Raw genomic sequence first — 23,598 nt, 5'->3', positions numbered from 1 at the left:
TTACTTGCTGCGAGCAGCGATCACTTCGTCGGCGACGTTGCGCGGCGCCTCCGCGTACTGCTTGAATTCCATCGTGTAGGTCGCACGGCCCTGAGTCTGCGAACGCAGGCTGGTCGAATAGCCGAACATCTGGGCCAGGGGGACCTCGGCCTTGATGATCTTGCCACCGCCCGGGATGTCGTCCATGCCCTGCACCATGCCGCGACGAGACGACAGGTCGCCCATCACGGTACCAGCGTAGTCCTCGGGCGTCTCGACTTCCACGTGCATCATGGGCTCGAGCAGCACCGGGCTGGCCTTGCGCATGCCGTCCTTGAACGCCATGGACGCGGCCATGCGGAATGCGTTTTCGTTCGAGTCCACATCGTGGTAAGACCCGAAGAACAACGTAACCTTGACATCGACTACCGGATAACCCGCCACCACGCCGGCCGGCAAGGTTTCCCGGATTCCCTTGTCCACTGCGGGGATGAACTCGCGCGGCACCACACCGCCCTTGATGGCATCCACGAACTCGTAGCCGCCCCCCTGGGGCAGGGGCTCGAGCTTGAGCACGACGTGACCATACTGGCCGCGACCGCCGGACTGCTTGACGAACTTGCCTTCGATTTCGTCGCAGGTCTTGCGGATCGTTTCGCGGTAGGCGACTTGCGGCTTGCCCACATTGGCTTCCACGCCGAATTCGCGGCGCATGCGGTCAACCAGGACTTCCAGGTGCAACTCGCCCATCCCGGAGATGATGGTCTGGCCGGATTCCTCATCGCTGTGCACTCGGAAGGACGGGTCCTCGGCCGCCAGGCGCTGCAGGGCAATGCCCATCTTTTCCTGGTCGGCCTTGGATTTGGGTTCCACGGCCTGCGAAATGACAGGCTCAGGGAATTCCATCTTTTCGAGCAGGATGTGGTCGCCCACGTCGCACAGGGTTTCACCTGTGGTCACGTCTTTCAGACCCACCACAGCCGCGATGTCGCCCGCCACCACTTCCTTGATTTCGGAGCGGTTGTTGGCGTGCATCTGCAGGATGCGGCCCACGCGTTCTTTCTTGCCCTTGGCCGGGTTGAAAATGGTTTCGCCCGACTTCAGTACGCCCGAATACACGCGGATGAACGTCAACTGGCCCACGAACGGGTCGGTCATGAGTTTGAACGCCAGCGCCGAGAGGTCCTCGCTGTCGTCGGCCTTGCGGCGGACTTCGTTGCCCTCGTCGTCCGTGCCCTTGACCGGCGGAATATCCACCGGCGACGGCAGGTAGTCGATGACAGCATCCAGCATGCGCTGCACGCCCTTGTTCTTGAAGGCCGTGCCGCACAGCATGGGCTGGATCTCGCAGGCAATGGTGCGCAGGCGGATGCCAAGATTGATTTCCTCTTCGGACAGTTCGCCCGACTCGAGGTATTTATCCATCAGCTCTTCGTTGGCCTCGGCCGCAGCCTCGACCAGCTTTTCACGCCATTCGTCCGCCTGCGCGGCGAGCTCCGCCGGGATGTCGATGTAGTCGAACTTCGTGCCCTGGGAGGCTTCGTCCCAGACGATCCCCTTCATCTTGACAAGGTCGATGACGCCCTTGAAATTGTCTTCGGCGCCGATAGGGATCACGACAGGCACAGGATGGGCCTTCAGGCGAGTCTTCATCTGGTCATAGACCTTGAAGAAGTTGGCGCCGGTGCGGTCCATCTTGTTCACGAAGGCGAGACGGGGCACGCCATATTTGTTGGCCTGACGCCACACGGTTTCGGACTGAGGCTGCACGCCACCCACCGAGCAATACACCATGCACGCGCCATCGAGCACACGCATGGAACGCTCGACCTCAATGGTGAAGTCCACGTGTCCCGGGGTGTCGATGATGTTGATGCGGTGCTGCTCGTACTGGTGCTCCATCCCGCTCCAGAAGGCGGTGGTTGCCGCCGACGTGATGGTGATGCCGCGTTCCTGTTCCTGTTCCATCCAGTCCATGGTGGCAGCGCCTTCATGGACTTCACCCAGCTTGTGGTTCACGCCGGTATAGAACAGAATGCGCTCGGTCGTAGTGGTCTTTCCGGCGTCGATGTGCGCGGAAATGCCGATGTTGCGATAGCGCTCGATGGGGGTTTTGCGGGCCATAATGCTTGTCCTAGTAAATAACCGTCTGATATCCGACTGATTACCAGCGGAAGTGGCTGAAGGCCTTGTTGGCCTCGGCCATCTTGTGAGTGTCCTCACGTTTCTTCATCGCGCCGCCGCGGCCTTCGGCGGCTTCTATCAGTTCACCCGCCAGACGCAGGTCCATGGACTTCTCGCCACGCTTCTTCGCGGCTTCGCGCAGCCAGCGCATGGCCAGGGCCAGGCGGCGCACGGGGCGCACTTCGACCGGCACCTGATAGTTGGCACCGCCCACGCGGCGTGACTTGACCTCGACCACCGGTTTGATGTTGTTGATCGCGGCGTTGAAGACCTCGATGGGTTCCTTCCCGGTCTTGGCCTGGATCTGGTCCAAAGCGCCGTACACGATGCGTTCCGCCACGGCTTTCTTGCCGGACAGCATGACGACGTTCATGAATTTGGCCAGCTCGACACTGCCGAACTTGGGGTCGGGGAGAATTTCACGTTTGGGTACTTCGCGACGACGAGGCATTTCTATTTCCTTGTGACGATTCAGTTGAGCTGCCCTGGGGCGGCCACGGCTTCCATATCGGAGAGCCACTTACCTGCCGGAAGATGCGTTTTCCGGCTGCACGTTCGGCCATGAGGCCGGATGAAAGGCGGCTGGGAGTCAGCGCACGCGGCTGATTACTTCTTGGGGCGCTTTGCGCCGTACTTGGAGCGCGACTGCTTGCGATCTTTCACACCCTGCAGGTCCAGCGATCCGCGCACGATGTGATAGCGCACACCCGGAAGGTCCTTCACGCGGCCGCCGCGCACCAGGACCACGGAGTGCTCCTGGAGGTTATGGCCTTCGCCGCCGATGTAGGAGATGACCTCGAAGCCATTGGTCAGGCGTACCTTGGCGACCTTGCGCAAGGCGGAGTTCGGCTTCTTCGGGGTGGTGGTGTAAACACGAGTGCAGACACCGCGACGCTGGGGGCAATTCTCCAGCGCCGGGCTCTTGCTGTTCTCACGACTGACCTGGCGCGGCTTGCGCAGCAGTTGAGCAATGGTAGGCATGACCTTTTACGCATCCTTTGTACTTGCGTACATTTACGTCGATATCCATGGGTCTGGCGCCGCGGGGTCCAGTACCGGGTTAGTACTGGGTCTAATACTAGAACTGAGCCCCGAAGCCCAGGCGGTTCATGCAAAATCCGCCTGGCACGAATGACGTAAAGAGCGGGTCTTGCACGACGAAGACCCCCAACGCGGGGCCCTCGGTGTTGCCGGAAGCGGGATCCGTCAGAAACCCGAAGACACCAATGACAGGCGGCGCATACCGCCATCAGGGGCCAATAACCCAGCAAGCTCGCAATCTTAGCATGTTTCTTTTTTACCTGGCAATGGATTCTTTCGGCCAGGCAGCTATGATATTGTCAACTGCCCAACAGAACGCCACCACGGAGCATTCCATGACACACGAGGGTGTTGAAGAGACGAACCCCCTGGGGATGCAGGGCGTCGAATTCGTCGAATACCTGTCGCGCCACCCCGACGAGTTGGGCGGGGTGCTCTCGCAGCTTGGTTTCCGGCTGATTGCCCGGCACCGCTCACGAGCCGTGTTCCTCTATCGCCAGGGACGGATGAACATCATCGTCAATGCCGACGCCCAGGCTTTGGCCAGCCACGACAAGCCTGACGAAGGCGACCAGATCAACGCCCTGGCCATCCGTGTGGCGGACGCCAACGCCGCGTACCACCGTTGCATGCAGTGGGGCGCCTGGCCCATCCCTACGCGCGCCGACGTGATGGAGCTCAACATCCCCGGCATCCATGGCGTGGGTGATTCGGTGCTCTACCTGGTGGACCACCAGCGGGATTTCTCCATCTACGACGTGGATTTCGACTATCTGACCGACGAGCGCGAGATCACGCCCATCGTACCGGGCCTGGATTTCTTCGGTCTGGTGCAATACATCAATCCGGACCGCACCGCGGAATGGGTCGATTTCTACGCCCAGCTCCTGGGGTTCCGCGCCTTGCCGCCGGACACCCACTTCGGCATCCTGCCCAACGGCACCATCCTGCAAAGCCCCTGCAAAAGCTTTTATCTGCAGCTGGTGGAGCCCGTCGGCGATGCGCTCTTCGACGTGGAATGGTACGAGCAGTTCGCGCGCCTGGCCTTCGGCACGCCGGACGTGCCGCTCGCAGTGCGGGCGCTGCAGGCGCGCGGCGTTCCCTTCGAGAACAACGAATTCTCGCGCCCCGACATTCACGGCGCCGTGACTTCCGGGCTGTCCTACGACGTCAACTTCGAGCTGGTCCACCGCGAACCGCCGGCCACGGCCGATCGGGGTGCCGCTTGAACCGCAATTCCTTCGGCCTGGATCTCGCCTGCCTGGCGGGACCCCTCGAGGAACGCCTGGCCGCCGCCGAGGCGGCGGGCTTCTCGCAAGTCATGCTATGGGCGCGGGATCTGGCCAACCACCCCCGCGGTTACCGGGCTGCCCTCGAGCAGGTGCACGCGAGCAGGCTGCGCATCACGGGTCTGCAGCTCATGCGCAACTACGAAGGCCTGAGCGGCCCGACGCACAACCACAGGCTGGACGTCGTCAAGGCCCTTCTGGACATGTGTACCGACGTGGGCGCGCCTCTGCTGCTGGTGCGCGCATCGGCGACGGTGGACGCGCAGTTCGACCCGGATCGCGTCGAGGCGGACCTGCGCAAGCTCGCCAATCTCGCCGTGCCCGCGGGCGTACGCATCGGCTTCAAGGCCATCCCCTGGAGCCACGCGGTGCCGGACGCGGCGCGGGCCTGGGACGTGGTCAGCCGCGTCAACCACGCCAACCTGGGACTGGTGCTCGATGCATTCCACTTCATCGCCGACGGCCGGCCGCTGGATGCGCTCAACGAGATCAGGCCCGACAAGATCCTGCTCGTCCAGCTCGCGGATTTCGGCGTACCGGTCTTTCACGAATTGGGACAGAAGACGGGCGACCATCTGCGCGTCTTTCCGGGGGACGGCGTGCTGCAGGAACAGGTGGCCGCCTTCGTGCGGCACATCGACTGGCTGGGTTACGACGGCGACTACAGCCTGCTCGTCTTCAATGAAGACTACCAGGCACTCCCCGCGCAGGCCGTGGCGGGATTTGCCGCTCGGTCGGCAGCCTGGGTGAACACCCAGGTACTGCGGCGTCGGCTGCCACTGAATCGCAAAGGACCGGACCATGACCATCTTCGATGAACCCAAGATCGACTGCCACAATCACGTCATCGATCCCCTTCACTTCCCCTACATCGAAAACACGCGTTACCGCCCCAGCGGCCAGGAAATCGGCACCGCGCTCCAGTTCCGGGCCGTCATGCGCGCCTACGGCGTGAAATACGCACTGGTCGTGCAGCCCACCTCCGGCTACGGGACCGACAACCGCTGCATGCTGGATGCGCTGGCTCGCGGCGAGGGCCGCCTCAAGGGCATCGGGCTGGTTCCCAACGACGTATCGAAAGCGCGGCTGGCCGAACTCAAGGCACAGGGCGTCCTGGGCGTGACCGTGAACCTTTCCATCGAAGGGGTGGACCACTTCAGCCAGGCCGACACGCTGTTCAACCGCTTGGCAGACCTGGACATGTTCGCCCAGATCCAGTACCAGAAGGATCAACTGCTCGGCCTGCTGCCCTTGATCGGGCGCACGCGAACCCGGCTGCTGTTCGACCATTCGGGATGCCCGGACGTCCGGGCTGGCCTGGACCAGCCGGGTTTCCAGGCGCTGTTGCGCCTGGCCGATACCGGCCGGGCCTACGTGAAGCTCTCCGGCATGTCCAAGTACTCCGATGAGCCCTACCCATTCGGAGACACCAGGCCCTATCTCCACACTTTGCTGGAGGCCTTCGGTCCCCGGCACTGCATGTGGGCATCCGACTGGCCGCACCTGAAGGCCCCCGAACGGCTGGACTACGGTCCATTGCTGCTGTACGCCGAGGCCCTGATGCCGGACCCCGTCATCCGGCACCAGGTGATGTGGGAAACCCCATTCCAGTTGTTCGGCTTCGAGGCCGCTCCAATCCAGCCATCCCTTCACTCTGACAGGCTCTGACATGACCGACCGTTACGCCCTCGTGGGCAACCCCGTGGCCCAGTCCAAATCCCCCGTCCTGCATGCGGCGTTTGCCCGGCAGTTGAACCAGGACCTGACGTACGAAGCCATCCTGGCGACCAAAGAAAACTTCCACGAGACCGTCCGCCGGTTCATTGGCGAGGGCGGGAAGGGCATGAACATCACGGCACCGTTCAAGCTCGACGTCCTGGACCTGATCGACACGATGTCCGAACGCGCCCAGGCCGCACAGGCCGTCAATACCCTGAAGTTCGACGAAAACGGCGTGTATGGCGACAATACCGACGGTGCCGGCCTGGTCAACGACATCCAGGACTATCTGGGGGTCGCCCTGAAAGGCCGCCGCATACTGGTGGTCGGCGCCGGCGGCGCGGCGCGGGGCATCTTCCTGCCTCTGCTGCACACCTCCCCGGCCTACTTCCTGGTAGTGAACCGCACGGCACACAAGGCCCACGAGATCATCGGCGATCACGCCGAACCCGGAAAGGTGGAAGCGGGTTCCATCGATCTCGCCGCGGATGGCCAATTCGACGTGGTGATCAACGCCACATCCGCCAGCCTGACGGGCGACCATCTGCCGTTGCCCCAGGGGACCTATGCCAAGGGCTCCCTGGCGTACGAGCTGGCCTACAACAAGGGCCACACGCCGTTCATGGACGATGCCACCCGCGGTGGCGCGGCGCGACTGGCCGATGGTCTGGGCATGCTGGTGGGCCAGGCGGCGGAAGGCTTTCTGCTGTGGCGCGGCATACGCCCGGACGTCACGGAAGTCATGCGCATGCTGCGCAGCACGGTCAAGGCGATCTAGGAATCCCGGGCACGTCCGAGACGTGGGCCCGATGCGGCCGGTGTCGTTCAAGGCAAACAATCACGAACTAACCAGACCGTACACTAGGATGTGCCCGTATTCAAAGGCATCGGGCAGCGTGCTATAAGCAGCAAAAGCCCCGATCCATGCCGACACTACAAAGGAGACAACATGAGCACACGGGTACTGTTCACAAAGTACGCGCTCGCCGGTACATTGGCGTTCGCAGCCTCGGGCCTGGCCCTGCCGACCTTCGCGGCCGACACCGTCAAGATCGCCGAGATCATCGAGCTGACCGGTCCGGGCACCACGTCCGGCACCAACTTCAGGGATGGCGCGAACCTGGCGATCAAAGAGATCAACGCAGCAGGTGGCATCCTGGGCAAGAAGATCGTCACTACTGTGGGGGACACGCAGTCCAACCCCGGCGTCGCCAAGGGCCTGGCCCAGAAAGCCGTGGACGACGGTGCCTTCGCGGTATTCGGCCCAGTCTTCACCGGATCCGTCATGGTGAGCATGGCCGTCACCTCGGCGGCGGAGATTCCGAACTTCACGGGCGCCGAAGGCGCACCCATCACGCAGCAGGGAAACAAGTACATCTTCCGCACCAGCCTGACCCAGTCGGACGCCATGCCCAAGGTGGCGCGCTACCTCGATACGCGCAAGGACATCAACACGATCGCCGTGCTCTTCGTGAACAATGACTTTGGCGTGGGCGGACGTGACGCCATCGTCAACGCGCTGAAGAAGACCCACGTCAAGGTCGTGGACGTCATCTCCACCGCCCAAGGCCAGGTCGACTTCAGCTCGGCCGTCGTGAAGCTCAAACAGAGCAAGGCCGACGCATTGTTCGCCTACACGAACGAAGAGGAATCCGCCCACCTGCTGCGCGAACTGAAGAAACAGGGCTGGAACAAGCCCATCATCGGCGAAACCACGATCGCGGGTCAGAAGGTCATCGAACTGGCCGGTGCTGCCGCGGCTGACGGTGTCGTCGCCGACGTGGGTCTGACCGTGGACGCACCGGTGCCGGGAATGGCCAAATTCAAGAAGGACTTCCAGGCCGCTTACCACTACGTCTCCGACCATAACGGCATCAAGGGATACACGGGAATCTACATCCTCAAGGCCGCCATCGAGAAAGTCGGCAAGTTCGACCCCAAGGCCGTGGCCGCCGCCATGCATGGCATCCACCTGAAGGCCAAGGACCACCCCGGCATCCTGATGGACGTGTCCTATAACGACAAGGGCGACCTCGACCGCGAAAGCTTCCTCGTGAAGATCGTCAACGGCGAACAGAAGATCGTCGGTACCTTGCCGCCGCTGGGGTCGGGCTCCTGAGCCGCTGAGACACCCGCCGCCGCGGCCCTCGCGGGCTGCCCCGGCGGGTCATTTTCCCGGGCGGAGACCCGGGCCCGCCGCCCCTTCATCGCACGAGCGCTTCGATGATCAATTTCATGCAGCTGGTGATTTCCGGCATGGCAACCGGCTCCATCTACGCCCTGGTCGCCTTGGGCTTCACGCTCTTGTGGCAAGCCTCGGGGACCATCAACTTCGCCGCAGGCGAATTCGTCATGCTGCCGGCGTTCTCGATGCTGACCTTCCAGGCCCTGGGCTTGCCGCTGCTGGTGAGCTTCGTGCTCACCCTCGTGGTCGCCACCGCGGTGCTGGGGTATGGCTTCAAACGGGCCATCGTCGACCCCATGCGCAAGTTCGGCGTCATGCCCCTGGTCGTGGCCACCATCGGCCTGGCACTCATCATGCGCAGCGGGGCGCAGATCGCCTTCGGCGCACAGGCGATGCCCTTCAAGAACATCTTCGGCTACGACGTCTTCAGCATCGCGGGCGTCCACGTGTCGGCCAGCGACATGGGCATCCTGGGCTGCACCTTCGTGGTGGTCTTCGGACTGCAGGCGTTCCTGCAACACACCGTGACGGGCCGCGCCATGCAGGCCGTCGCACAAAACACCGAAACGGCGCGTGTACTGGGCATCCGCGTCAACCGCATGATCTTCTACACCTTTGCCATCAACGCCATGCTGGCCACCCTGGCCGCGCTGCTGGTCACACCCATGTACCTGGCCAAATTCGACATGGGCATCCTGCTGGGCCTGAAGGCCTTCCTGGCCGCCATCATCGGCGGGTTCAACAACTCACGCGGAGCGCTCCTGGGCGGGGTGATCATCGGCGTGAGCGAAAATCTCGTGGGAGCCTATATCTCATCGTCCTACATGGACGGCGTCGCACTCGCGCTCTTCCTGCTGGTGATCCTGTTCAAGCCCGACGGACTGCTGGGTGCACCCGTGGTGCGCAAGGTCTGAAGGGACAGCCATGAAGAAATTACATCTCGCACTGGGCCTGATCAGCCTCATCGCACTGATCGCAGCGCCTCACTTCTTCAAGACCTACGGGGTCTACCTGCTCACCTACTGGCTGATCTACGTCATCGCCAACCTGGGTCTGAACCTGATCGTGGGCTACGCGGGGCTGAAGGCTCTGGGCCACGCCGCGTTCTTCGGGGTAGGGGCCTACACATCCGCCATTCTGATGAAAACCGGAGTGGACTTCTGGTCGGCCATGGCCGTGGGCATGGTGCTCTGCTTCGTGCTGGGCTTGCTGGTGGGATTTCCGGCCCTGCGCGTGCAGATGCACTACCTGGCCTTTGCCACACTGGGTTTGAACGAAATCTTCGTCCTGGTCGTCAAGAACGAAAGCTGGCTCACGGGCGGCACCTTCGGTATCTCGAACATTGCACGGCCCAGCCTGTTCGGCTACGTCTTCAAGGCACCCATTCCCTTCTACTATTTCGTGCTGGCCTTCGCCCTGCTGTCCTTCTTCATCCTGTGGTGGATCGTGCACTCACCCTGGGGCAAGGCCTTCACGGCGCTGCGCGACAACCCCATTCGCGCCGAGAGCCTTGGCGTGAACATCCAGCGCTACACGCTGCTCACCTTCGCCATCGGCGGGGTCTACGCCGGGGTGGCGGGATCGCTGTTCGCGTCACTGGTGCAATACATCGACCCCTCCCCCTTCGACGTACAGATCTCGATCCTCATGTTCCTGATGGTCATCATCGGCGGGCCGGGCTACTTGCTGGGCCCGGTGCTGGGATCGTTCATCGGCGCCTTCGCTCCCGAATGGCTGCGCTTCACACAGGGCTGGTATCTGCTGCTCTTCGGTCTGGTCGTGGTCGTCCTCATGGTCTGGCTGCCAGGCGGCCTGCTGTCCCTGCGTCAGCGCCTCGCCTCCCGCAGTGAAGCCAGGGCGCACGAACTCGCGCGCCTGCGGCCCGCTCACCGGAAAACCGCATGAAGCCCATTCTGAGCGTCAAGGGGCTGAAGAAGTCCTACGGGGCCATCCAGGCCGTCAACGATGTGTCCTTCGACGTCATGCCGGGCGAGATCTTCGGCGTCATCGGCCCCAACGGCTCGGGCAAGACCACCATGTTCAACAGCATGCTGGGGCAGATCCACCCGGACGCCGGGCAGATCTTCCTCAACGGCGAAGAGATCACGAACCTCAAGCCCCAGCAACTGAGCATGCGGGGCGTGGGACGCACCTTTCAGACATTGCAAGTCTTTGGCAACATGACGGTGCGTGACAACCTCATCGTGGCGGCCCAGGAACACCGCAGCACCATGCTCAGGCGGCTGTTCGCCGCGACAGACTCGGGCCTGGGGCCGCAGGCCGATGCGCTCATCGAGATGTTCAACATCGCCCACGTGAGCCATAAACCCGCCGGGGCGCTGAGCTACGGCCAGCAGAAGCTGGTGGACATCGCCATGGCCTTCATGAGCGAGCCTTCGCTGGTGCTCCTCGACGAACCCTGCGCCGGCGTGAACCCGCGGCTGGTGGGCGGCATCTCGCGCATGCTCAAGCAGCTCAACCAGCAGCGCAACAGTTCTTTCATCGTGATCGAACACAATATGGATTTCGTCATGAGCCTGTGCCAGCGCATCATGGTCATGGTCGAAGGGGAAGTGATGATGATAGGCACACCAGCCGAAGTACGCGCCAACAAGCGGGTGCTGGACGCCTACCTGGGGAGCTGATTCCATGTCCGATAGCGCAATCGAATTCGAAAGCGTGGTAGCCGGCTACAAGGATCTGATGATCCTCAACGAGCTGTCGTTTACTGCTCGCGAATCCGCCATCACCCTGCTGCTGGGCCCCAACGGGGCGGGCAAATCCACCGTGCTCAAGACGCTCTTCGGCCTGCTGCGGGTACGCGCGGGCAAGATCCGCCTGCACGGCGAGGACATCACCCATGCCGACCCGCGCGAGCTGCTGGCACGCGGCATCGCCTTTGTGCCTCAGGGCCGCAACCTGTTCGGCCAACTCACGGTCTACCAGAACCTGGAGCTGGGCGGCATCACTTTGGGGACGAAGACCACGCGCGAGCGCATCCCCGAGATCCTGGATCGCTTCCCGCGCCTCAAGGAACGGCTGAATGCCCAGTCTTCCACCCTATCGGGCGGTGAGCAGAAGCAGCTGGAGATTGGCCGCGCGCTGCTGCTGCGCCCGCGTGTACTGCTGATCGATGAACCCTCCATCGGGCTCTCGCCGCAGATCGTCGCTGGCGTCTTCGAGTTGTTGCGGTCACTGGTCGCGCAAGGCCTGACGGTCCTCATGGTGGAACAGAACGTGAACAGCGCCCTGAAGATCGCGGACGACGCGGTGGCGCTTGCATCCGGCAGCTGCATACTGCACAAACCGGCGGCAGAGCTGCTGGCCGACCCGAACATCGAGCGCCTGTTCCTGGGCTCCGCAGCGGCCGAGGACGACGGCATCCCCGAAGAAGTCGACGCCGAGTCCGCACCGCACTGAGTGCCTACAACGTCCCATAGAGCGCCTCCCCGTGCTTGAGCAGGCTGCGCGCGATAACGCCGCGGTGGATTTCCGAGGTGCCGTCGAAGATCCGGAAGATTCGCGCATCACGGTACAGGCGCTCGACCGGCAGGTCCGCACAGTAGCCCATGCCGCCGTACACCTGGACGGCGCGGTCGGCCACACGCCCCAGCATCTCGGAGCAATAGACCTTGGCCATGGAGATCTTCTCGCGCGGATCCTTGCCTTGATCGATGTCGTGGGCAGCGTCCCAGACCATCCAACGCGCCGCATTGATCTCGATGGCGCTGTCGGCCAGCATCTGCTGGATCATCTGGAAATCCCCGATAGCATGCCCGAACTGCTTGCGCTCATTGGCATAGGACACCATCAGGTTCATCAGGCGCGTGGCCTTGCCGACGGCCCGGGCGCACACCTGGGCGAGACGCACCCGCCCCAGCGTCCGCAGGATCTGGCCAAAACCCGTGTTCTCCGCACCCAGCAGACAATCATCCGAGAGCGAGACCCCATCGAAATGCAGCTCCACATGGCTGGTGCCGGTGAGCCCCATCATCTTCTGGCTGCGCCCGACCGTCAGCCCCGCCAGGGCCTTGTCCACCAGAAAGAGTGAAATTCCGCGTGTACCTGCCTGCGGGTCGGTGACGGCCGAGACCACGAAAAAATCGGAGAATTCGCCGTCACTGATGAAATGCTTGCCGCCGTTCAGGACCCAGGCATCACCCTGGCGGGTCGCCCGGGTGCGAATGGCGCCGGCATCCGATCCCGCGCCCGGCTCCGTGATGGCAATGGAACAGGTCCGTTCGCCGCGCACCGTCGGCAACAACCAGCGTTCACGCTGCGCCGCATTCGCGTTCAAGAGTACTTCGTAGACGTTGCCGAAGGCCCTGCGGATCAGGATGTCCTTGGCGTGGCCGAATTGCTCCTCGACCAGCATGGTGTCGAGTGCCGACAGGCCGCCGCCACCGAGGTCCTCGGGGATGTTCATGGCGTACAGGCCATTTTCCCGGGATTTCTCGAACAGCGCGCGGGCCACGGACGGTTCCAGGAAGCCGTTTTCCTCGATCCCCTCTTCCAGAGGAAGGAGCTCCTTTTCAACGAACTTGCGCACGGTCTCGACCAGCATGACCTGCTCGATGGAAAGACTCAGATCCATGGTACGGTCCCCATCCAGAGGGAAAGCGCTTGCCGGATGTCACACCGACAGGAAAGCCGAGGGGCGGCGGCGCCTTCAGCGCCGCAGGATGTCCCCCAGGAAGGCCTGGGTACGAGGATGCTGGGGGTGATCGAAAAATGTGGCGGGCGGCGCCTCCTCGAGGATCCTGCCGTCCGCCATGAAGATCACCCGGTTGGCCACCGAACGCGCAAAACCCATTTCGTGTGTCACGCAAATCATAGTCATGCCGTCTTCGGCCAGCCCCACCATCGTGTCGAGCACCTCTTTCACCATTTCGGGGTCCAGCGCCGAGGTGGGCTCGTCAAAGAGCATCACCCGGGGTTCCGTGCACAGGGCGCGCGCAATGGCGACGCGCTGCTGCTGCCCACCCGACAATTGCGCGGGATATTTGTCGGCCTGGTTGAGCACGTGGACGCGGTCGAGCAGGCGGCGGGCCCGTTCCTCGGCCTGCGCCTTGGGCTGCTTCAAGGTATAAATCGGCGACAGCGTGCAGTTTTCAAGCACGGTCATGTGCGGAAACAGGTTGAACTGCTGAAACACCATGCCCACATCCAGACGCACCGCATTGATGGCCTTGGGGTCATTCGTCAGCGAGATGCCGTCCACGGAGATCCGCCCCTGGGAATAGCTCTCGAGGTGATTGATGCAGCGGATCAGCGTGGACTTGCCCGATCCCGAAGGCCCGCAGAGCACTATCCGTTCCCCCGGCTGCACCGACAGATTGATATCGATGAGGGCCTGATAATCGCCATACCACTTGTTCACCCCTTCCATGAGAATCATGGGACTGGATGACGAGGCGGCAGCGGGTTGGATAGTGCTCATGGGAAACCTTCGGAAAACGGTGCGGATTGGATTACTTGGCCACGAACGGGATGCCGGGAATGGAGGCCGGGAAATCCATCATGGAGTAGCCCATCCATTTGGTCTGGATCTTGGCGAGTTCTCCGTTGTCCTTGATCTGTTTGATGAAGGCGTTCAGCGCCGCGTTGAGCTCCTTGTCACCCAGCGGCGAGCAGGCACCGTTGTACAGACGGGTGAAGGTCAGCTTGTTTTCAAACGTGTTGGCCTTTGCGTCGTTGAGGCGCTTGACGTAGAACGCGTTGCCACCGACGGCCTGGACCTGTCCCGACAACATGGCCTGAATGGTGGCCGCGTCGTCGTCGAAGCGACGGATGACCGTGCCCGCGGGCGCGGCCTTGGTGATGTCAATATCCTGGACGCTGGAGCGGGGAACCCCGATGACGTATTGCTTCATGTCGGCCGCGGTCTTGATGGCCGTGGTCTTGGGTGCGACCAGCGAGATGCTGTTGGCGATGTACGGCTCGCTGAACTGAACCGCCTTGGCCCGATCGGGCAGCATTGCCATCGTGGCAAACAGAACGTCGACGCGCCCAGAGGTCAGCGCGGGGATGCGGTTGGCGACCTCGAGCCCGACGAATTTCGCCTTGACTCCCAGGTACTTGGCAAACAGCTTGCCCATGTCGGCATCGACGCCGTCGGCTTGGCCGGTGGTGGCGTTCACATAGCCCCAGGGCGGGTTCGCGGCTTGTATGCCAATGACGAGCTCGCCCTTGGCCTTGATCTGGGCCGGCGTGGCGGCCGATGCGGGCGCGCTGAACAGCAATGACGTGGAAGCCAGCAGGCTTGCTGCCGCGAAAAGGCCGCAGGCCTTGAGTGTGGTGAGTTTCATGGGGCTTGTCTCCTGTGGCTGGAAAAACCAGCAGTGATGATGATGAAGGTTTTAACGGTTTGATGAATCGCTGATGGCCAATCGGGCTTCGAGTCGGGAGCCGTAGATGGAAAGCGGCCAGCATAAGCAGAAATATACGATCCCGACGGCGCCGAAAACCAGCAATGGCGTAAAGGTCTGATTGGCCACGATGGTGCCGCTGCGGGTCAGTTCCGTGAAGCCCACGATGGCGGCCAGCGACGTGCCTTTGATCAACTGCACCAGGAAACCCACCGTGGCCGGCAGGGAAATGCGCAGCGCCTGCGGCAGGATGATCTTGCGCATGCGCACCCAGTAGCTCACGCCCAGCGCCGTGGCGGCCTCGGTCTGGCCCCTGGGGATGGCATCAATCGAGCCCCGCCAGATCTCGCCCAGGAAAGAGCTGGCGTACAGGGTGAAACAGACGGCCACCGACACCCAGGCAGTGATATTGAACCCGATCAGGGCCAGCCCGTAATACGTGACGAACAGTTGCAGCAGCAGCGGGGTTCCCTGGAAAATCCCAATGTAGGTCGCCGTGATGGTGCGCAGGAATCTGAAGCGTTCCGAGGTCCGGGCGAGCGAAATGACGAACCCCATGACACCGCCCAGCACCACGCCGATGATCGACAGCGCGATGGTCCAGCGCACACCCGCCAGCAGGAACATCCATTCAGGAAAGGTGGGGTTGTGCATTTACTTCACCGGATACTGGAAAAGCATGTTGAACACGGCGCGCAGACCCAGCAGCATGACGGTCGAAATCACCAGGTACATGCCGGTGACGGTGAAGAAGACCTCGAAGCTGCGGAACGTGTCGGAGACGATGCGCTGCGCCACCGAGGTCAGTTCGTAGGCCGAGATGGCGGATGCAATACTGGTGGTGAGGGTCAGCAGGATGAACTGGCTGGACAAGGATGGGAACACCGCGCGCATGGCGGGCCTCAGCACCACCAGACGAAACACGTTCAGTTTGCTCAGGCCCAGGGCAAAGCCCGCTTCGATCTGCCCTTTCTGGATGGACTGAACCCCGCCGCGAATGATTTCGATGGCATACGCCCCGCCATTGACACCCAGTGCAATGATGGCGGTGGGGGTGGGATTCAACCGCACGCCCGCGAGCGGCAGCGCAAAGAAGATGAAATAGATCTGGACCAGGAAAGGCGTATTGCGAATGATCTCGACAAAGGCAATGACAAGGCTGCGCAGTACACGATTGTGCGAACTGCGCAGGACGACGCCAACGATACCGATGACCGTGGCCAGCGCCATCCCCGCCAAGGCCAGGCCCATCGTGCCCGCGCACCCCGCCAGCAATTCGGGAAATTGCTGGAAGACGGGTTCAAAGTCGAACTGATAAGCCATCACTCATTCCGTTCGAATCTTGTTGAATACACTCATGGGAAATCACGCTATGTACTATACAGTTAATCAGAAAACCATGCTTTTGATGGTCGTGCGGCAGAACTTTTCTTCTAGGGAAGCCAGTCTGCAAGCTGCTCTGGGACTGAGGATGCCTTTTATAAACCCGGATTGACGTTCTGCTCGACAGCTCGTATATTACTCGAATGTACCAAGTGGTACGCTACATGTTTACCCTAATCCATGCGACTCAAGACAGAAAAGCCGGCACTGCTGCTCGGCCTCATCGGCGACGGAATCGGCCAGTCCCTGAGCCCCACCCTGTACGAAAGTGAGGCGGCGCACCACGGTATCTTATGCCTCTACCAGCGGGTGGACCTGGACGAACTGCACCTGACCGCCGATGCGTTGCCCGAGCTTCTCACCGCGGCGGAGCGATTCGGATTCGAGGGGCTGAACATCACCCATCCCTGCAAACAGGCGGTGATCCCGCACCTGCACAGCCTGTCCGACGAGGCGCGCACCATAGGCGCCGTCAATACGGTGGTTCTGCGTGACGGCAAGCGGATCGGCCACAACACCGATCACTACGGGTTCACGCAGAATATCAGGGACAACCTGCGCGACCGGGCCATCGGCCACGTGGTGCAGCTCGGCGCAGGGGGCGCAGGCTCGGCGGTCGCCGATGCGATCCTGCGGCTGGGCGCCACGAGCCTGACGCTGTTCGACCAGCTCGGGGACCGTGCGGAACACCTGGTCCAAGCCCTGCGGACTCGCTTCCCACGAGCCAAGGTCAGTGTGGGCCGCGATCTGGCGGGCGCGATGCGCCAGGCCGATGGCCTCATCAACGCCACGCCGGTCGGCATGCGAACCCTTCCCGGCACTCCGCTGCCGCCCGCCCTGCTGGAGAGCCGCCACTGGTTCGCCGAAATCATCTATTTCCCGCTGGAAACCGAGCTGCTGCGCATCGCGCGACAAAAAGGCTGCCATACAATCGACGGCATCGGCATGGTGGTGAACCAGGCCGCCCGCGCCTTCGAGCTCTATACCAACGGCATCCCGGCCGACGTAGCCCGCATGAAGAATCACATTACCGATGTGCTCTCGAAGCGTGCCGCAGCCCAGTCGGACGGCGCCCGCTGACCGAATTCTCCAGGCCAGTACCCCGCACCCCTACCCGATCCCTTTCACCCACGAGGCGACACCCATGAAGTTCCTCCTTCTGCACGGCATCAACCACAACATGTTCGGCAAGCGGGATCCCAAGCAGTATGGAACGATCACGCTGGAACAGATCGACGACCGGGTGCGCGGCCTGGCCAAGGAGCTGGGCGTCGAGCTCGAAACCTTCCAGACCAACTTCGAAGGCGCCATGTGCGAGCGCATCCACCAGGCCTACAAGGACGGCGTGGATGGCGTGATCATCAACGCCGGCGCCTGGACGCATTACAGCTACGGTCTGCGCGATGCGCTCGCCATCCTGACGGTTCCTATCGTCGAGCTCCACATGTCGAACATCCACGCGCGCGAAGAGTTCCGCCACAAATCCGTCCTCGCGGAAATCTGCCTGGGCCAGATCGCCGGGTTCGGGGTGGACAGCTACCTGCTGGCACTGCGCGCAGCCGTCTCGGCGGCGAAAGCCCGGCAGGCTGCGTGACATGTCCCGGACCTCGGCGGCTGTCAGCCGCAGCAACGATCCGGCCGCAACCCGCCAGGACATCCTCGACGTCGCCATCCGCGAGTTCGCCAAGAAGGGCCTGGCGGGCGCCCGCATCGATGAAATCGCGGCCCAGACGGCCACCAGCAAACGGATGATCTACTACTACTTCCAGAGCAAGCAGGGCCTGTACCTCGCCGCGCTGGAAGAGTCGTACCGCGGCATCCGCCAGATCGAGGGCACGCTGCATCTGGAAGACCTGCCACCCGTCGAGGCCATGCGCACGCTGGTGGGCTTCACATTCGACTACGAATCCCGGAACCAGGATTTCGTGCGCCTCGTGATGAACGAGAACATGCACTACGGGCACTATCTGGAGCAGTCCGACACCATCAATGACGTGAACTGGCCCGTCATCAACAGCATCCGAGACATCTATGCGCGCGGCTGCAAGGAAAACACGTTCAGAACGGGACTGGACCCCGTCGACATCCATGCGTCCATCAGTGCGCTGTGCTTCTACAACGTATCGAACCAATACACGTTCTCGCTCATTTTCCGGCGCGACATCATGTCGCCCGGAGCCTTCGCGAAGCGCCGCAGCAGCGTCATCGACATGATCCTGCGCTACATGCAGGTCTGAGCCGGACGCCACTGTTATCGAAAAACGCCATGCGAGAGCCCGCTTTCGCTTTTTTTGAACCTTCATGTACTACACAGTTCGTATAAGAGGCTCGCGCCTCTTCCATCACTGAAAGGATGGGCATCATGCAAAGAAGCTATTCCCTCGCGCATTTGACCGTCATGGAACTGGCTCCGCCCGCCATGATCAGGGCCGCGGCGCTGGCCGGCTACCAGGGGTGCGGACTGCGCCTGCTGCCTTTTGCGCCGGGAGGGACCGCGTACCGGCTGATGGATGATGCCGCGTTGCTGCGCGAAACGCTGGCCTGCATGCGGGACACCGGACTCCGCATCCCGGACATCGAAATCATCCGGATCGAGGGGCCGCTGGACGTGGAGTCCTACCTGTCCTTCTTCGAAGCCGGCCAGAAGCTGGGGGCGCAACACATCCTGGTTACCGGAGAGGATCCCGACCAAAGCCGGCTCATCGACTCGTTCGCGCGCCTGTGCGAGGCCTGCAGACCGTACGGGCTGACGGCGGACATGGAATTCATGCCCTGGATGACCGCCGATTCCGTCCGGACCGCCCGCAGCATCGTCGAGGCGGCCGGACAGGACAACGGCGGGGTCCTCATCGATCCGATTCACTTCCAGCGTTCGACCAGCACGCTGGCCGACATCCGGCAGCTGCCGGGCCGAATGATCCATTACGCCCAGATCTGCGACGCGCCGGCCAAGGGGCCGACGGACACCGCGGGGCTGATCCATGCGTCTCGCCACGAGCGCCTCCTGCCGGGCGAAGGCGACGTCCCGTTGAAGGAGATGATCGACTGCTACGCGCCTGACCTGACCATCAGCGTGGAGATTCCCAATACGAAACGACGCGCACAGGTCGGCACGCAGGCGTGGATCACGCAATGCCTGGAAGCCTCCCGGAAAGTCGGCGAGGCCGGGAACCCCGCGCACTGACACTACATCACGAATCGTGAATCAAGATTCCCGGAGACCACATCAGGGATCGAACAAGAGGAGCAAAACCATGACCAGCACCCGTATCGCCGTCGTGGGCGCGGGCTATATCGGCAGAGCCCACATAGCCGCCGCGCGACAGAGCGAGATCTGTTCCCTGTCGGCGATCGTGGATCCGGTACCGGCCACCCAGCCGCTTGCCGCCGATCTCGGGGTGCCGTTGTACGGCACGATAGAGGAACTGCTGGCGAAGGACCGGCCAGATGGCGTGATCATCGCGACGCCCAATCACCTGCACGTGCCGCACGCCCTGCAGTGCATCGCGGCCGGGCTGCCCATGCTGCTGGAAAAGCCGATCGCGCCCACGGTCCCGGAAGCCGAGGCGCTGGTGCGGGCGGCCGACGAAGCGGGCGCCAGGATCCTCATCGGCCACCACCGCGCGCACAGCCCCATCATGGCAAAGGCCTGCGAGGTCATCCAGTCGGGCGTCCTGGGCCGGCTGGTGACCGTGATGGGCAGCGCGCTCTTCCTGAAGCCGGACCATTACTTTGCCGATTCACCCTGGCGCCGGGAGCCGGGCGCCGGGCCCGTGCTGCTGAACATGATTCACGAAGTCCACAACCTGCGCATGCTGTGCGGCGAGATCGCCAGCGTGCAGGCCTTCGCCTCCAGCGAGGTGCGCCAGTTCCCCGTTGAAGACACGGTGGCCATCAACCTGCGATTCGCCAACGGCGTCCTGGGGACGTTCATGCTGTCCGACACCGCGGCCAGTGCGCGAAGCTGGGAGCAGACGTCACAGGAAAACAAAGCCTACCCGACCTATGAGGACGAGGACTGCTACCTGGTGGCCGGCACGAACGGCAGCCTGGCAATCCCGACGATGCGTTTGAAAACCTACCCCCGCCCGATGGACCGGTCCTGGTGGAAACCATTCGAGGTCGGGGTCGTCGGGATGGTGCGCGAGGATCCGATCAAGCTACAGATGGAGCACTTCGGCGCACTGGTGCGCGGCGAAATGGATCCCCTGGTGTCGGCGCGCGACGGGCTGCAGAATCTGCGCGTGACCGAGGCCATCGTGGCAGCCGCACGATCGGGGTCCACGGTCGAGCTCTGAGCCGGTTGGTGTTCACGCCAAGCGCCGGGTCCATGACCCCGCGAGTACGGGACGCATCATGCGGCCGCGCGTTCGACACCGGACTTCCGCAGCCGGTAGGGGCGGATCAGCACGCCAGCGGGCAGGCCCAGGCCATCCGCGAGTTTGCGGATCATCTCCAGGGTCAGTGGCCTGACACGGTTCAGAATATCGGACACTCGGCCGCGCGGGCCAATATAAGGCTCCAGGTCCTTGCGCGTCAGGCCGCGCGCATCCATGACATGGTCCAGAAAATCGATGGGATCGGGATCAGCAATCGGAAAATGCTCACGTTCGTATTGTTCGATCAGCAAAGCCAGCACGTCCAGTTGGTCGGCAGCGGGTGATTTGTCGGGGGCGTCCCATAACCTGTCGACCTCGAGCAGGGCGGCCTGATAGTCCTTCCTGGTGCGAATCAGCCTGAGTTCCATATCGGCCTCCTTCAAATGGATTTCACGTCGATCCCATCGTACTCACCATGCGTACCGATGAAACGGACATACATCAACGCCTTGTCATAGCGCACCGCCGCGACCATGCGGTAATCGTTACCCTTAATGTTGAACACGACCCTGTTGTTTGCTGTGAAGCTGGCGTTCCCATAAGCAGCCTTGATGTCGGCTGGTGTCTTCCAGGTTGCCCGGCTTGCCAGGGCATACCACGCACGCAAAGGCGTCTCCGCATCGGGATGAGATTTCCAGAATGCCCGCAGGGTGGAAAGGGCGATGATGCGCATGAATCACTATAGCGCGATACCAAAAGGGTATCAACATTGAATCGACGTTCAAGTCTTAATGTCCCGCGCCGAACAACTGCGAGACCACGCCTCGCAGCCAGCGGTTCCCCGCCTCCTGGTGATACCGGGCGTGCCAATGCTGCCGGACGGCGAAGCCATCGACCGGCAGAGGACACGGATAGACCCGGACGCCGCTGGCCTGGGCCAGCGTCTCGCCGATATGCCGTGGAAGCGTGGCGATCAGGTCCGTCGTCTGGATGATCGCCCCCAGCCCCAGGAAGCTCGGCAGCTCCAGCACCACCTTGCGTGAAAGCCGCTCGCGGGCGAGTGCCTGCTCCAGGAGGCGGGCTCCGGTCCCTGCGGTGATCGCGACATGTCCCTCGATCCGGTATTGCCTGATTCCGAACCGACGCCGAACCCGGGGATGATTCCGGTTCGCCAGACACACCCAGTCCTGGTCGTACAGGTGCTGCTGATACACGCCGCCGCTGAGCCACGGCACGTAGCCAATGGCGAGATCGGCCTCTCCCGACTCCAGGGCGCGCTCCGTACTGCCATCGATGCGCAGGGCATCGAGCCGGATTCCCGGTGCCAGGCGGCGAACATGGGTCAGCAGGCGGGGCAGCAGCGTGATGTGGCTGGCGTCCGTCATGCAGATCCGGAACCGGCGTTGCGCAGTGGCCGGGTCGAACGTGATGTCCCAGGCCACGAGCCGCCGCATCATCTCGAGAATCTCGCGGCACGACCCGATCAGCGCGTCCGCCTGCGGTGTAGGCGCCATGCCGCCCGGCGTACGGATGAACAAAGGATCGCGCAGGCAGTCCCGAAGCTGGCGCAGCCAGATGCTGACGGTGGGCTGGCTTTGCCCCATTTGCTCGGCAACCCTCGTCACACTCCGCAGCTCATAGAGCAGATCAAACAGCCGGAGCAGCTTCAGGTCGGGCAAGGGATTGGGAAGAACCATGATCACCCATCCTTTATTGTCTGCTGCAATGTGGAGATTGCGCTCATTGTATTGGCAATATCACCGCCCGCGTCTACTGTGTACCCAGTTCGGAGGAGACATCATGAAAATCGCCATTCTGGGGTCGGGCGCCCTGGGCTGCACCTTCGGGGCAGCGTTGACCGAGGCCGGCCACGAAACCTGGCTGCTGGGCCGATCAGCGGCCCACACAGAGGCCATGCGGCAAAACGGCCTGCAGGTGGAAGACGCCAACGGCACGCGCCGTGTCGCGGTCCATGCCACCAATCTGCCTGCCGAGGCGGGCCCGGCCGATCTCGTAGTGGTTCTGGTGAAATCCATGCAGACCGAGTCCGCCATGCGCGGCGCGCTGGCGCTGGTGGGCCCGGAGACGTCGGTGATGTCCTTGCAGAATGGCCTCGGACATGAAGACATCCTCGGCCAGATCGTCGGACCAGAACACGTACTCGCGGGCAAGACGTATGTGGGCGGGGTGCTGCTCGGCCCCGGCCGCATTCTGTCGGGCATCAGGGGCAAGCCCACCCTCATCGGCGAGCTCGACGGCCAGATCACGCCGCGCGTGCAGCGCATCGCCGAAGCGTTCAACGAGGCCGGGCTGGCCACCACCATCAGCGACAACATCATCGGCACCATTTGGGACAAGCTGCTCATCAACGTCGCCACTGGCGCACTGAGCGCGATCACCCGGCTCACCTATGGTCAGCTCTACGATGAGCCGCTGCTGAAGGCCACGGCGGTGGCCGCTGTCGCCGAGGCGATGGAGGTCGCTCACGCCATGGACATCCGCCTGTCCATCGCACAGCCCGACCAGGCCTGGGACATGGCCTCCGCAGGGCTGCCTTACGGCTTCAAGGCCTCGATGCTGCAGAGCCTGGAAAAAGGCTCGGTCACCGAGGTCGATTTCGTCAACGGATCGGTCGTACGCTATGGCGCGTCGGCAGGGATCGCCACGCCGGTGAACGTGACACTCGTGGCCTGCCTCAAGGGCGTGGAACGCGCGATGAAAGACCAACAGGGAGCCTCGCAATGAACGCACCGAAAACATATGTGGAACACGTCGCCATCCGGGTACGGGACATCCACTGGCACATCCGCTTCTTCGAACAGGTCCTGGGCATGACGCTGCGCGAGACCCGGGGGACGCCGGAGGCGCCCACGCAATGCTGGACCCACGAGGGAATACAGCTCATCCACGCGCCACAACAGGCCACGGCGCACGGGCCACTCGCGCACATCGGGATCATGTGCGAAGACCTGGAGGCCTCACTGGCCCTGGCGCAGCAGCACGGTGTCAGAACGACGGAAGGAAAACGCGACTGGCTCCAGTTACCCGACGGCATCGTCGTCGAACTCATCCAGGCCAGCCCCGCCAGCAGCGTCTCACAGGCACTGGCCGTCAACCCGCGAACGGAATGA

Annotated in this window: 27 protein-coding genes; 16 read left to right on the top strand and 11 right to left on the bottom strand. The window is 62.7% G+C overall.

All coding sequences use genetic code 11. From position 1 onward, the window contains the following. The 3 genes from fusA to rpsL all read right to left on the bottom strand — a co-directional run bounded on the left by fusA (position 1) and on the right by rpsL (position 3,144). Positions 1–2,103, bottom strand: a complete 2,103-nt coding sequence (gene fusA, locus ACVCMJ_RS11965) for an elongation factor G (RefSeq protein WP_447081629.1) — start codon at positions 2,101–2,103, stop codon at positions 1–3. Positions 2,104–2,143: 40 nt separating this feature from the next. Next, on the bottom strand, positions 2,144–2,614 hold the full coding sequence (gene rpsG / locus ACVCMJ_RS11960) for a 30S ribosomal protein S7 (RefSeq protein ID WP_447081628.1): 471 nt from the start codon (positions 2,612–2,614) through the stop codon (positions 2,144–2,146). Positions 2,615–2,769: 155 nt separating this feature from the next. Beyond that, positions 2,770–3,144, bottom strand: a complete 375-nt coding sequence (rpsL, locus tag ACVCMJ_RS11955) for a 30S ribosomal protein S12 (protein ID WP_447081627.1) — start codon at positions 3,142–3,144, stop codon at positions 2,770–2,772. 395 nt (positions 3,145–3,539) lie between these two features. Here rpsL and ACVCMJ_RS11950 point away from each other — a divergent pair, with 395 nt between their 5' ends. The 9 genes from ACVCMJ_RS11950 to ACVCMJ_RS11910 all read left to right on the top strand — a co-directional run bounded on the left by ACVCMJ_RS11950 (position 3,540) and on the right by ACVCMJ_RS11910 (position 11,817). Continuing rightward, positions 3,540–4,433: a 4-hydroxyphenylpyruvate dioxygenase gene (locus ACVCMJ_RS11950; RefSeq protein ID WP_447081626.1), complete on the top strand. Its 894-nt coding sequence runs from the start codon at positions 3,540–3,542 to the stop codon at positions 4,431–4,433. Further along, positions 4,430–5,311: a sugar phosphate isomerase/epimerase family protein gene (locus ACVCMJ_RS11945; RefSeq protein WP_447081625.1), complete on the top strand. Its 882-nt coding sequence runs from the start codon at positions 4,430–4,432 to the stop codon at positions 5,309–5,311. The genes ACVCMJ_RS11950 and ACVCMJ_RS11945 overlap by 4 nt, the downstream gene beginning before the upstream one ends. Next, entirely contained in the window at positions 5,295–6,161 is an 867-nt protein-coding gene (locus ACVCMJ_RS11940) for an amidohydrolase family protein (protein WP_447081624.1), read from the top strand. The genes ACVCMJ_RS11945 and ACVCMJ_RS11940 overlap by 17 nt, the downstream gene beginning before the upstream one ends. A 1-nt stretch (position 6,162) precedes the next feature. Beyond that, positions 6,163–6,990: a shikimate dehydrogenase gene (aroE, locus tag ACVCMJ_RS11935; protein ID WP_447081623.1), complete on the top strand. Its 828-nt coding sequence runs from the start codon at positions 6,163–6,165 to the stop codon at positions 6,988–6,990. Positions 6,991–7,161: 171 nt separating this feature from the next. Beyond that, positions 7,162–8,331, top strand: a complete 1,170-nt coding sequence (locus ACVCMJ_RS11930; RefSeq protein ID WP_447081622.1) for an ABC transporter substrate-binding protein — start codon at positions 7,162–7,164, stop codon at positions 8,329–8,331. A gap of 104 nt (positions 8,332–8,435) precedes the next feature. Continuing rightward, a complete protein-coding gene (locus ACVCMJ_RS11925; protein WP_447081621.1) occupies positions 8,436–9,311 on the top strand; it encodes a branched-chain amino acid ABC transporter permease in 876 nt (291 codons plus the stop codon). A gap of 10 nt (positions 9,312–9,321) precedes the next feature. Continuing rightward, the gene (locus ACVCMJ_RS11920; RefSeq protein ID WP_447081620.1) at positions 9,322–10,302 is read left to right on the top strand and encodes a branched-chain amino acid ABC transporter permease; all 981 of its coding nucleotides are present in this window, start codon (positions 9,322–9,324) and stop codon (positions 10,300–10,302) included. Then, positions 10,299–11,042: an ABC transporter ATP-binding protein gene (locus ACVCMJ_RS11915; RefSeq protein ID WP_447081619.1), complete on the top strand. Its 744-nt coding sequence runs from the start codon at positions 10,299–10,301 to the stop codon at positions 11,040–11,042. The genes ACVCMJ_RS11920 and ACVCMJ_RS11915 overlap by 4 nt, the downstream gene beginning before the upstream one ends. 4 nt (positions 11,043–11,046) lie before the next feature. Further along, the gene (locus ACVCMJ_RS11910; protein ID WP_447081618.1) at positions 11,047–11,817 is read left to right on the top strand and encodes an ABC transporter ATP-binding protein; all 771 of its coding nucleotides are present in this window, start codon (positions 11,047–11,049) and stop codon (positions 11,815–11,817) included. 4 nt (positions 11,818–11,821) lie between these two features. Here ACVCMJ_RS11910 and ACVCMJ_RS11905 read toward each other — a convergent pair whose 3' ends face one another. The 5 genes from ACVCMJ_RS11905 to ACVCMJ_RS11885 form a co-directional block, all read right to left on the bottom strand. Further along, positions 11,822–12,991, bottom strand: a complete 1,170-nt coding sequence (locus ACVCMJ_RS11905; protein ID WP_447081617.1) for an acyl-CoA dehydrogenase family protein — start codon at positions 12,989–12,991, stop codon at positions 11,822–11,824. 75 nt (positions 12,992–13,066) lie between these two features. After that, a complete protein-coding gene (locus ACVCMJ_RS11900) occupies positions 13,067–13,837 on the bottom strand; it encodes an amino acid ABC transporter ATP-binding protein (RefSeq protein ID WP_447081616.1) in 771 nt (256 codons plus the stop codon). A gap of 31 nt (positions 13,838–13,868) precedes the next feature. Next, positions 13,869–14,705 (bottom strand): transporter substrate-binding domain-containing protein, encoded by an 837-nt coding sequence (locus ACVCMJ_RS11895; protein ID WP_447081615.1) that lies wholly within the window; start codon positions 14,703–14,705, stop codon positions 13,869–13,871. 51 nt (positions 14,706–14,756) lie between these two features. Next, positions 14,757–15,419, bottom strand: coding sequence for an amino acid ABC transporter permease (locus ACVCMJ_RS11890; RefSeq protein WP_447081614.1), 663 nt, complete (start codon positions 15,417–15,419; stop codon positions 14,757–14,759). After that, positions 15,420–16,088, bottom strand: coding sequence for an amino acid ABC transporter permease (locus ACVCMJ_RS11885; protein WP_447081613.1), 669 nt, complete (start codon positions 16,086–16,088; stop codon positions 15,420–15,422). Positions 16,089–16,328: 240 nt separating this feature from the next. Between ACVCMJ_RS11885 and ACVCMJ_RS11880 the strand changes: the two genes are divergently transcribed. The 5 genes from ACVCMJ_RS11880 (at position 16,329) to ACVCMJ_RS11860 (ending at position 20,446) form a co-directional block, all read left to right on the top strand. Beyond that, the gene (locus ACVCMJ_RS11880) at positions 16,329–17,228 is read left to right on the top strand and encodes a shikimate dehydrogenase (protein WP_447081612.1); all 900 of its coding nucleotides are present in this window, start codon (positions 16,329–16,331) and stop codon (positions 17,226–17,228) included. A 64-nt stretch (positions 17,229–17,292) separates the two neighbouring features. After that, entirely contained in the window at positions 17,293–17,742 is a 450-nt protein-coding gene (gene aroQ, locus ACVCMJ_RS11875) for a type II 3-dehydroquinate dehydratase (protein ID WP_447081611.1), read from the top strand. 1 nt (position 17,743) lies between these two features. Further along, positions 17,744–18,385, top strand: a complete 642-nt coding sequence (locus ACVCMJ_RS11870) for a TetR/AcrR family transcriptional regulator (protein WP_447081610.1) — start codon at positions 17,744–17,746, stop codon at positions 18,383–18,385. A gap of 125 nt (positions 18,386–18,510) precedes the next feature. Next, the gene (locus tag ACVCMJ_RS11865) at positions 18,511–19,332 is read left to right on the top strand and encodes a sugar phosphate isomerase/epimerase family protein (RefSeq protein WP_447081609.1); all 822 of its coding nucleotides are present in this window, start codon (positions 18,511–18,513) and stop codon (positions 19,330–19,332) included. Positions 19,333–19,402: 70 nt separating this feature from the next. After that, positions 19,403–20,446, top strand: coding sequence for a Gfo/Idh/MocA family protein (locus ACVCMJ_RS11860; RefSeq protein WP_447081608.1), 1,044 nt, complete (start codon positions 19,403–19,405; stop codon positions 20,444–20,446). Positions 20,447–20,502: 56 nt separating this feature from the next. Here ACVCMJ_RS11860 and ACVCMJ_RS11855 read toward each other — a convergent pair whose 3' ends face one another. From ACVCMJ_RS11855 to ACVCMJ_RS11845, 3 genes are read right to left on the bottom strand one after another with little or no spacing between them, the layout of a single operon-like run. Continuing rightward, positions 20,503–20,895, bottom strand: coding sequence for a helix-turn-helix domain-containing protein (locus ACVCMJ_RS11855; RefSeq protein WP_447081607.1), 393 nt, complete (start codon positions 20,893–20,895; stop codon positions 20,503–20,505). An 11-nt stretch (positions 20,896–20,906) separates the two neighbouring features. Next, positions 20,907–21,200, bottom strand: coding sequence for a type II toxin-antitoxin system HigB family toxin (locus ACVCMJ_RS11850; protein ID WP_447081606.1), 294 nt, complete (start codon positions 21,198–21,200; stop codon positions 20,907–20,909). 55 nt (positions 21,201–21,255) lie between these two features. Then, positions 21,256–22,164, bottom strand: a complete 909-nt coding sequence (locus ACVCMJ_RS11845) for a LysR family transcriptional regulator (protein ID WP_447081605.1) — start codon at positions 22,162–22,164, stop codon at positions 21,256–21,258. Between the two features lie 103 nt (positions 22,165–22,267). On the opposite strand from ACVCMJ_RS11845, the gene ACVCMJ_RS11840 reads away from it, so the two are divergent. Both ACVCMJ_RS11840 and ACVCMJ_RS11835 read left to right on the top strand, forming a co-directional pair. Continuing rightward, positions 22,268–23,212, top strand: coding sequence for a ketopantoate reductase family protein (locus tag ACVCMJ_RS11840; RefSeq protein WP_447081604.1), 945 nt, complete (start codon positions 22,268–22,270; stop codon positions 23,210–23,212). Beyond that, positions 23,209–23,598 carry a VOC family protein gene (locus ACVCMJ_RS11835; RefSeq protein ID WP_447081603.1) on the top strand — a complete coding sequence of 130 codons (390 nt, stop codon included), beginning with the start codon at positions 23,209–23,211 and terminating at the stop codon, positions 23,596–23,598. Before ACVCMJ_RS11840 ends, ACVCMJ_RS11835 begins: the two co-directional genes overlap by 4 nt.

This window comes from Castellaniella sp. UC4447_H14, from assembly GCF_052978285.1.
The sequence above is the reverse complement of the archived record's forward strand: the minus strand, read 5'-3'. Positions and strand labels throughout refer to the sequence as shown.